Annotated in this window: 9 protein-coding genes; 3 read left to right on the top strand and 6 right to left on the bottom strand. The window is 64.8% G+C overall.

What is annotated here, in order from left to right; genetic code table 11:
• Positions 1-235 precede the first annotated feature (235 nt).
• Genes gspD through gspG form a run of 5 tightly spaced genes read right to left on the bottom strand, consistent with a single transcriptional unit; the run spans position 236 to position 5,561 of the window.
• Positions 236-2,545, bottom strand: a complete 2,310-nt coding sequence (gene gspD / locus HX815_RS29710) for a type II secretion system secretin GspD (RefSeq protein WP_177029394.1) — start codon at positions 2,543-2,545, stop codon at positions 236-238.
• Positions 2,542-3,066 carry a type II secretion system protein GspM gene (gspM, locus tag HX815_RS29705; protein ID WP_177029393.1) on the bottom strand — a complete coding sequence of 175 codons (525 nt, stop codon included), beginning with the start codon at positions 3,064-3,066 and terminating at the stop codon, positions 2,542-2,544. The genes gspD and gspM overlap by 4 nt, the downstream gene beginning before the upstream one ends.
• Entirely contained in the window at positions 3,059-4,171 is a 1,113-nt protein-coding gene (gene gspL, locus HX815_RS29700) for a type II secretion system protein GspL (protein WP_177029392.1), read from the bottom strand. The genes gspM and gspL overlap by 8 nt, the downstream gene beginning before the upstream one ends.
• Complete coding sequence (gene gspK / locus HX815_RS29695; RefSeq protein ID WP_177029391.1) at positions 4,168-5,115, bottom strand: type II secretion system minor pseudopilin GspK; 948 nt, start codon at positions 5,113-5,115, stop codon at positions 4,168-4,170. The genes gspL and gspK overlap by 4 nt, the downstream gene beginning before the upstream one ends.
• 8 nt (positions 5,116-5,123) lie before the next feature.
• Positions 5,124-5,561 (bottom strand): type II secretion system major pseudopilin GspG, encoded by a 438-nt coding sequence (gene gspG, locus HX815_RS29690; RefSeq protein ID WP_003218660.1) that lies wholly within the window; start codon positions 5,559-5,561, stop codon positions 5,124-5,126.
• A 148-nt stretch (positions 5,562-5,709) separates the two neighbouring features.
• Here gspG and gspI point away from each other — a divergent pair, with 148 nt between their 5' ends.
• Entirely contained in the window at positions 5,710-6,108 is a 399-nt protein-coding gene (gene gspI, locus HX815_RS29685; RefSeq protein ID WP_177029390.1) for a type II secretion system minor pseudopilin GspI, read from the top strand.
• Here the strand turns inward: gspI and HX815_RS29680 are convergent.
• On the bottom strand, positions 6,095-6,526 hold the full coding sequence (locus tag HX815_RS29680) for a type II secretion system protein N (protein ID WP_087695374.1): 432 nt from the start codon (positions 6,524-6,526) through the stop codon (positions 6,095-6,097). The two genes, gspI and HX815_RS29680, sit on opposite strands and share 14 nt — an antisense overlap.
• A gap of 85 nt (positions 6,527-6,611) precedes the next feature.
• Between HX815_RS29680 and gspH the strand changes: the two genes are divergently transcribed.
• Entirely contained in the window at positions 6,612-7,064 is a 453-nt protein-coding gene (gspH, locus tag HX815_RS29675; protein ID WP_177029389.1) for a type II secretion system minor pseudopilin GspH, read from the top strand.
• Entirely contained in the window at positions 7,057-7,653 is a 597-nt protein-coding gene (locus tag HX815_RS29670; RefSeq protein WP_177029388.1) for a type II secretion system protein GspJ, read from the top strand. The genes gspH and HX815_RS29670 overlap by 8 nt, the downstream gene beginning before the upstream one ends.
• The last annotated feature ends 160 nt before the right edge of the window (positions 7,654-7,813 follow it).

Raw genomic sequence — 7,813 nt, 5'->3', positions numbered from 1 at the left:
GGGTAAATCGGCAAGGATGCCGATTTAGCCGCGCCGGGCCATGGATGGCCCGTCGCGGCGGCCCGCGGAACCGGGCCGGAGTGCGGGCATGCCGAGCCTAAGCGAGGCACCGAGTGGTGGGGCAAAGACCTTTTGGTTACTTTTGGGGCGTTTGCCAAAAGTGACCCGCTGTAAGAGCGGAACCATAGGTGGCCGTTACCGCAGCAACGGATATGCCCCCCATCCAAAACCCAAATCACCGCGGCACCGCCCGAATCACCGCCCTAACCCCCTGCCCCCCGGGAATCGCCTTATCCACCGAAGGCAACTGCGGCGCCTGCACATCCGGCATCGCCCAGCTATGCTCCGGCTGCAACCCACCCTGGGCCCTGCGCATAAACTCATAGCGATTCAGCGTAATACTGCGCCCCGCCCCGCCGTCACGAATAATGTAAGGCCGCAAAAACACCATCAAATTAGTCTTCGTCACACTGCGTTTTTCATTCCTGAACAACGCCCCCAACCCCGGAATATCCGACAACCAGGGCACCGCGTCATTGCTCTGGCTATACCCATCCTGCAACAGCCCGCCAAGTACCATGATCTGCCCGTCATCCAGCAAAATACTCGTATCAATCGCCCGCTTGTTCGTCACCGTCCCGGCATCCACCGAAGCCCGCGTGTCGACGCTGCTGACCTCCTGATAAATATCCAGCTTCACCGTCCCCCCCTCGGAAATCTGCGGCCGCACGTTCAGCTTCAGCCCCACCTCCTCCCGCTGTACCGTCTGGAACGGGTTATTGCTGGTCCCGCCGCCACCGGTCACATAACTGCCCGTGACGAAAGGAATCGTCTGCCCCACAAAAATACTCGCCGCCTCGTTATCCAGGGTCAGCAGGTTCGGCGTCGACAACACATTGGTCCCGCCCTTGCTCTTCAATGCCCGGGCCAACACCTTGAGGTCCAGCACCTTGCCAATCCCCGGAATGTCCACCGAGCCATTCACCAGCCCGATGTTCAAACCCTTGGGCAACACATCAATGCTGGTCTTGCTGGTGGGGGTTCCATTCAAGCCGCTGCCCCCCAGGTTCACCCCGCCAAAGCCCCCCTTCCCGCCCAGGTTGCCCGCCTGCCACTGCACCCCGAACTCGCTGGCATCGTCCTCGCCCACTTCGACGATCAAACTCTCGATCACCACCTGGGCGCGACGCTGGTCAAGCATGTCGATCACCTCCCGCAGGTTGCGATACAGCGGGTCCGGCGCCGAGATCAGCAAGGTGTTGGTGGTGGCGTCCGCCTGGATCGTCACGCCACCGGCGCTGAACGCGGTGTTCTGGTCGGTAGGGGAAGAGGCTCCGGTGCTGCTGGTGTCCTGCCCGTAACCACTGGGCTGGACAGTGCCGCTGCCGGTGGGAGTGCCGCTGCTGTTCTGGGTACTGCCCTGGCCACCCTGGGTGTTGCCGCCCATGCTGCTCAACTTGCCACGGGCATTATCACTGGTACCGGAGTCGCTCTCGCCGGTCAGCAAGCCCCGCAGCGACTGCGCCAACTTGCCGGCCTGGGCGTTGCGCAGGTACACCACGTGCATATTGCTCGGGTTGCTCTGGGCGTTGTCGAGCTTGTAGATCAGGTTGCGCGCCAGTTCCGTGCGCTCCGGGCTGCCGGCGCGGATGATGATGGAGTTGGAGCGCGGGTCGCCGATCACGTTGATCTTCTGGGTCTGGTCGGCGCCCTGGGTTTCGAGGAGCTCCGAGACCATGGCGGCGATGTCCACGGCGATGCCGTTCTGCACCTTCACCACGTCGGTGTCGATGGCGCTCGGTGTGTCGATACCGTCGATGATCTGTGCCACCCGCGCCAGGTTTTCCGCGTAGTCGGTGATCACGATGCTGTTGTTGCCGGGGTAGGCGTTGATCGGGTTGTTCGGCGACACGATCGGGCGCAGCACCGGGATCAGGTTCACCGCGTTTTCGTATTGCAGGCGGAAGGTGCGGGTCTGCATGCCCTGCACGCCCGGGTTGGCGCCGCTGTAGATCGGCCCGCCCAGCAGCTTGGCGTCCGCCTCCGGCACCACCTGGGCCACACCGCCTACGTCGACCACGCTGAAGCCCTGCATACGCAGCGCCGCCAGCAGCATGTCGTAGGCCTGGTGCGCCGGTACCTGGCCTTCGCTGACCAACGTGAGGTTGCCTTTGACACGCGGGTCCACCAGGAATTGCTGGCCGGTGGCGCGAGACAAGGCGCGCACCACCGCCTGGATATCGGCGTCGACGAAGTTCAGTTGTACCGGTTGATCACCCAGCGGGTTGCGCGCCCTGGCCGGTGCGGCGCCATGGCTGCGGGCGCTGTTGGTCACCGGGTGTTGCACCCGGGGTGGCGGCACGGTTTCGCGCTGGCGGTCCAGTGGTGTGTCGCCGCTGCGCCGGGTGTCGGCCAGGGGTTGGCCAAGCTCGCTGTCCACCAGCAACGGCGCGGAGGATTGGGGGTTGCTGCACGCTCCCAGCGCCAACAAGAGCAAAGGGGCGACCTTGCGATAAGGCGCAGCGTTGGGCAATGACCACTTCATGAAGCTTCCTTAGCGCCAGGCGCCTGATCCATGCGAACGGTCCCGGACAAGGTGCCGGCCGAGTTTGAAGGGGTGGCCTCGCCTGCGCGTTGCAGGCGGGCCGCAGAGACTTCCAGGGAGAACGGCCGGGGGTTGGCCAGCAGCCAGTCGATCACCGCGTCCGCCGGGGCGTCGTCGAAGGTCAGGCGCCAGCTGCCGGTGTCCTGCGGCTGCAATTGATAGCGGCCCTGCAGCCCGGCGTTGTCGAGGGACTGGTGCAAGGCGGTTTCCAGGTCACTGCTGCGCGGGGCTGGGGCGACGCCTTGCAGCAGCACCTGCAAGGCCTCGGCCTGGCTGCGCAGTTTCGGGGTTTCGGCTTGCCAGTAGTCGATTTTCTTCAGCGGTGGCTGGATCAACAGCAACCAGGTCAGCAGGCCCGCCAGCACCAGGCCGGCACCCACCAACAGACGTTTTTCACGCATGGCCAGGCCGTTCCAGAACACCTGGGCCTGGTTGCGCAGAAGCTGCCAACGCTTATTCATCTTCGGCCTCATCGTCTGCATCGGCTTCAACGCGCTCGGTGAGCGGGCCGACTGTCCAGCCCTGGTCGTCGCGACTGGCGCTGAACCCGGCCTGGGCCAGCAGCGCCTGCGCGTCAGCGGCCAGCGCCGGGGTCCGGGCGTCCGGCAGCAGACTCAGCTGCAGGCGGCCTTGCTCGTAGCTCAAGCTCTCGACGCTGCCCGCCATGGACGGCAGGCTGCTGCCCGCCAGCGCCAGCAAGCCGGTAAAGCGCTGCCCTGGTTCGGCCGCCGCGCCGCTCTGGCGTGCGGCCAGTTGCTGACGGGCTTGTTGCAGCGGGTTGAGAATCACCGGCAGTTCGGGGAAGGCCTGGCGTACTTGCTGGCTCATCTGCGCCTTGAGGCGTTGGCCTTCGTCGACCTGGCGGGCGGCGTAGAGGTTCAGGCCCAGGGCCCAGATGGCGACCGCCAGCGCCGTGCAGGCCGCCGCCCTGCCCCAGCCACCGGTTGCCGCCTGCTGGAGCCGACCGTGCAAACCCCAGCCCGGCGCGGTACCGCTCCAACGGGCATCGTCGGCCACATGGAGCACATCGACACCGGTGGCGAGCAGATCATCCAGCGCCTGCTGCCCCAGAGGATGTACCGCGCCCTGCTGCAGGCTATGGCGCAGTAGCAAATGCCCGTCGCAGAAGGCCGCGCTCGCTGGCCCGCTGACCGGCAACGCGTAGGGCGCCGGGTACAGGCCACGCACTTTGATTTTCAGCTGGGTCGTTATCCGGCCCAGGTGCTCAAGGCTGCTTTTGGGCAACCAGCCGACCTGCACCAGGCCGCTGCTGTCCCGTGGACCGTGGGCCACATGCATCAATTCCAGCGGGCCGAGGATCAGTGCCTGGGCCGCACAGGTCACTGCATCGTCGACCTTGGCGGAGGGCAATTGCGGCAGCTCCAGGCTGGTCAGCAAGCTGTCCCGTGGATGCAGAAAACACTCCGCCTGGGTATTCGCCCATTGCGCCAGGCGGCCCTCGCCCTGCTGGCTGACCTGCCCGGCGCGGTCCAGCCAGGCGAACTGCACCTGGCTCTCGGTGGTGAGTTCATCCAGCGGCGGCAAGCCGATGCGCAAACGCTTCATACGCCCACCCGCGACCAGATCACCTGGGGCTGACGATCTTCTGGGCGATACAGCAACGCCTCCAGCGTGACCCGACGCTGCTCGCGGCGCGCCTGGCCGTACACGCGAAACCACTCGCTGGTGATCCCCACCTGCACCGTGTCCACCGCGACTTGTGGCATGCGCAACCGGTTGACGAAATCCCCGCGATTGACAAACCAGCGCCCGCCGTCGCGCTCGGCCACCAGTGCCTGGGCCTGGGACAGGCTGAGCCCCGGCACCACGCTGCTGAGTACCTCGGCGCTGGCGGTATTGCCGTTGACCCAGGTATTGCCGGGCAGCACGCTGACATAGCTCGCCATGCGCCGCAGTTGGCGCGGGTCGAGGCCTTCGATACCGCTGAGGTCGGTGAGGCTGCGCAACATCGGGTACTTGGCCGGGATCAATGGCGCGGCGGCACCGGGCGAGGTATCCCGGCTGCTGTTGAAACCGCCGGTAAGCGAGGCGCCGAGCTCGCGCTGGTCGTATGAGTCGATCACTCGCCGGCTGATGCGGCGACTCACGGCCGGCTCGATGCCGATCAACTGGCACAGGCGTTCGAAGCTCTGCAATTGCCCGGCGTCCGGGTGTTGTTGGGTCACCAGATTGCGCAGGTTGAACTTGCCCTGCTCATCCTCAATCCGCCCCTCGAAAGCACCGCCGAGGGGCCGTGCCCACGGTTGATCGAGCCGGGTCAATACATCCTGACGGCGCGCATCCCACAGGAGTTGGCGACTGGTTTCCAGGCCGCCATTCAACAACCATTGGCCCTGGATACGCAGTTGTTCAGCTTCCAGGCTGCGGGTGAACACGGTTTGCCGGGTGAGCATGGCGCCGGCAAGCACCGCGACCACGGCGGCGATCAGCAAGGCGCTGATAATCGCCATGCCGCGCTGCTTCGCCGCTGTAGGCGAATGGCTGTTCATCGCCGGCCTTACAGCTGCCAGGAGCCGATATCGGCATTCACGCCGTCACCATCAGGTTTCCCGTCGGCGCCGAGGGAGAACACATCCACTTCGCCGTTGGCCCCAGGGTTGAGGTAGTGATACGGGTTGCCCCACGGGTCGTTGGGCAAGCGTTCGAGGTAGGCGCGCCAGTTGCTGTTTTTCGCATCGGCCGGGCGTTCCACCAGCACCTTCAAGCCCTGGTTCATGCTCGGGTACGAGCCGTGGTCGAGGCGGTAGAGTTTCAGGGCCTGCATCAGTCCGCCAATGTCCTGCCGGGCCGCTGTGGCCCGCGCCTGGTCGGGGCGGTCGAGCACCTTGGGCACCACCAGCGCCGCCAGAATCCCCAGGATCACCACGACCACCATGATCTCGATCAGGGTGAAACCGCGCTGCCTGCGCGCTGACGTGAAGTGTGCGATATCCATGTCGACATTCCTTGGCTTGAGTGCATTTCGTGGCGCAGTGTTGCAAGAACACATGTCAGTCATGTTGAAAATCCTCGGGAGCTTTGGTCGCCAATCGGTCAACTCCCGGGGCTAGTCTGCGGGCCTGTTTCCCGGTTTTGAGTACGCCATGGGCGGGCCCCGCAACGAGCAAGGTTTCACCCTGATTGAAGTGTTGGTGGCACTGGCGATCATCGCCGTGGCCATGGCGGCGGCGGTACGCGTGGCCGGGCTGATGACCACCAGCAACGGCCTGCTGCGGGACAAGTCGATGGCGCTGCTGGCAGCCCAGGGCCGGATGGCGGAACTGCGCCTGGAAGGTCGGGTGAGCACCGGGCGCAAGACGTTCGACTGCGACCAGGGCCGGCTGAAACTGCGTTGCGAACAGACCATCAGCAACGGGCCGGATGGGCGCCTGTTCCAGGTCAGCGTGCAGGTGCTGGACGCCACCCGGGAAGCGCCCCCCCTGGCACGCCTGGAGACACTGCTGGGGCGCCCGCCGGTGAAGCGCCCGATTACTGCCGAATGAGGCTTGGCAACGTCGGCCCGTCGGGCAACTTGTCGAGGGGCACGCGGATTTTTTCCGCGCCGCGCTCGATCTCCACGCTATCGCCTTCAATGGCCGTCAGCCGTACGCCGGGGCTCAGGCGTTCACCCAACAAAAAGCTGCGGGGCGGGCCGTCGTTGAGACTGAGGATCGCCACCGCCCCACGCGCCCCGGCAAGCACCCCGGAGACCTTGATCTGCATCACCGCCGGGGTATTGGAAAACCATTGCACGGCGGGGTTGTCACTGCGAGCCGCCAACGCCTGGGGCGCGGCCTGCGGGGTGTGGGACTCGGCCGACGTGAGCAACAGCGGCGTCCAGGTCGCAACCCCTGCCAGCGCCGCCAGCAACGCCACGGCCTGGACGCCATGGGCGGGTGAAAAACGATGGATGAATGCCATGGGCGGGACCTCCTGTTTGTCCGTCGCCTCAGGCTACAGGGCAATTCACACCTTTTTATTTCAGCGGTTGATCAGGGAGCAAAAAATGAAACAGCAGGGCTTCACGTTGATCGAGTTGATGGTGGTGCTGGTGATCATCGGCATCGCCAGTGCGGCCATCAGCCTGAGCATCAAGCCTGATCCGCTGCACCTGCTGCGCAAGGACGCGGAACGCTTGAGCCAATTGCTGCAGGTGGCCCAGGCCGAGGCGCGTGCCGATGGCCGGACGATTACCTGGAAAGCCGATGCCAAGGGATTTCGCTTCAGCCGCGTGACGGATGATGGGCTGGGAGTGGAGAACTTCAGCGGCGATCAGCAACTGCGTCCGCGGGCCTGGGACAGTGCGCCGATGCAGGTGCGCATCGAGCCTGGGAAAACATTGGTGCTGGATGCTGAATGGGTGAACCCGCCGGTGCGGGTGGTGCTGTCGGATGGGCAATACAGCCTGAGCCTGCAACGGGATGCGGCGGGGTTGTTGCGGGTGGTGAGTCATGAGTGACCAGAAGGGTTTTACGCTGATCGAGGTGATGGTGGCGATCATGTTGATGGCGGTGGTCAGTGTGATTGCCTGGCGCGGGTTGGACAGCGTGACCCGGGCTGATCAGCATTTGCAGGCCAGCAGTGAGCAGACTGAGGTGTTGTTGCGGGCGCTGAACCAGATGCAGCTGGATGTGAGCTTGCGCGCGGGGGTTGAGTTGGGGCCGCCGATTGGCGAAGACGCGCCAAAGCCTGGCGGGTTGGCGGCGGTGTCGGTGAGGAGTTCGGACAGCAAGGGGTTTCGGCTGGAGGTGATCCGGAGTGCGCCGGTTCCTGGGGATGGGTTGCAGCGGGTGCGGTGGTGGCTCAAGGGCGACACGCTGTACCGGGCAGCTGCACCGGCGCGGGATCGGTATCCGCTGCCGGCGCCCAGGGATGCGGTGGTGGTGCTTGGGCAGGTCAGGGATTTGCAGGTGCGGGTTTGGGACAAGGGGTGGCGGCAGTTGAGTGGGAATCGGCAGGAGGAACCGCTGGGGATCGAGGTGGTTCTGGTGCGGGAGACGGGCCAGGGGGTGGAGCGGTATCGGCAGGTTTTGGGACCCTTGCGGTAGGGCTTTTTGGGGTGGTGTACATATCCGTTATTTTTGTTATGGCTGATATGGGTTCCGCTCACTTTCGAAAAGCCGGAATGCCGGCCCAGTCAAAAGTAAGCAAAACGCTCCTGCCCCACCACTCGGCTCCTCGCCTAGGCTTGAGTGTTGAAGAGCAAAA

This window comes from Pseudomonas sp. E6002 (assembly GCF_013385565.1).
Taxonomy (GTDB): domain Bacteria; phylum Pseudomonadota; class Gammaproteobacteria; order Pseudomonadales; family Pseudomonadaceae; genus Aquipseudomonas.
The sequence above is the reverse complement of the archived record's forward strand: the minus strand, read 5'-3'. Positions and strand labels throughout refer to the sequence as shown.

Coding starts and splice junctions, on each gene's coding strand:
- gspL (WP_177029392.1), bottom strand. CDS start 4,171: ATGAAGCGTTTGCGCATCGGCTTGCCGCCGCTGGATGAACTCACCACC.
- gspI (WP_177029390.1), top strand. CDS start 5,710: ATGGGCGGGCCCCGCAACGAGCAAGGTTTCACCCTGATTGAAGTGTTG.
- gspG (WP_003218660.1), bottom strand. CDS start 5,561: ATGGATATCGCACACTTCACGTCAGCGCGCAGGCAGCGCGGTTTCACC.
- HX815_RS29680 (WP_087695374.1), bottom strand. CDS start 6,526: ATGGCATTCATCCATCGTTTTTCACCCGCCCATGGCGTCCAGGCCGTG.
- gspD (WP_177029394.1), bottom strand. CDS start 2,545: ATGAAGTGGTCATTGCCCAACGCTGCGCCTTATCGCAAGGTCGCCCCT.
- gspK (WP_177029391.1), bottom strand. CDS start 5,115: ATGAACAGCCATTCGCCTACAGCGGCGAAGCAGCGCGGCATGGCGATT.
- gspH (WP_177029389.1), top strand. CDS start 6,612: ATGAAACAGCAGGGCTTCACGTTGATCGAGTTGATGGTGGTGCTGGTG.
- gspM (WP_177029393.1), bottom strand. CDS start 3,066: ATGAATAAGCGTTGGCAGCTTCTGCGCAACCAGGCCCAGGTGTTCTGG.
- HX815_RS29670 (WP_177029388.1), top strand. CDS start 7,057: ATGAGTGACCAGAAGGGTTTTACGCTGATCGAGGTGATGGTGGCGATC.